This is a genomic window from Streptomyces noursei (genome assembly GCF_001646665.1).
In the GTDB taxonomy this organism is placed as follows: domain Bacteria; phylum Actinomycetota; class Actinomycetes; order Streptomycetales; family Streptomycetaceae; genus Streptomyces; species Streptomyces lavendulocolor.
Genome location: NZ_LWBU01000037.1, coordinates 1 through 293, shown reverse-complemented (window position 1 = coordinate 293; position 293 = coordinate 1). Strand labels below are relative to the sequence as shown.

The following is a 293-nucleotide window of genomic DNA, read 5'->3' as shown; positions in this document are numbered from 1 at the left end:
CGCGGGCCGGGTCGGCCGGGGGCAGGTGGTGGCGGGCCTTGAGGTGGCCGACCTGCTGGGTGCACTTGAAGCGCTCGGCCAGCATGTGGACGACCGCCGCGTCGATGTTGTCGATGCTCTCGCGCAGGCGGGTCAGCTCGGCGTGTACGGAGTCCTCGGTCTCGCTGGTGCTCATGGGGAGCGAGCTTAGACGTGTCCCGTGATGATCGTCGGCGGGGGTTCGGCATCCGGGGTCCGGGGGCTCCAGCCGCCCGGTACGGCGCGTCCCTGCTGCCGGCGGGAGCGGGCGGGGG

1 protein-coding gene is annotated in these 293 nt (G+C 73.4%); it reads right to left on the bottom strand.

What is annotated here, in order from left to right:
- Positions 1-175, bottom strand: a 175-nt coding sequence (locus tag A4V12_RS04165; RefSeq protein ID WP_199831214.1) for a chorismate mutase, incomplete at its 3' end; no start/stop codon positions are given.
- Positions 176-293 lie beyond the last annotated feature (118 nt).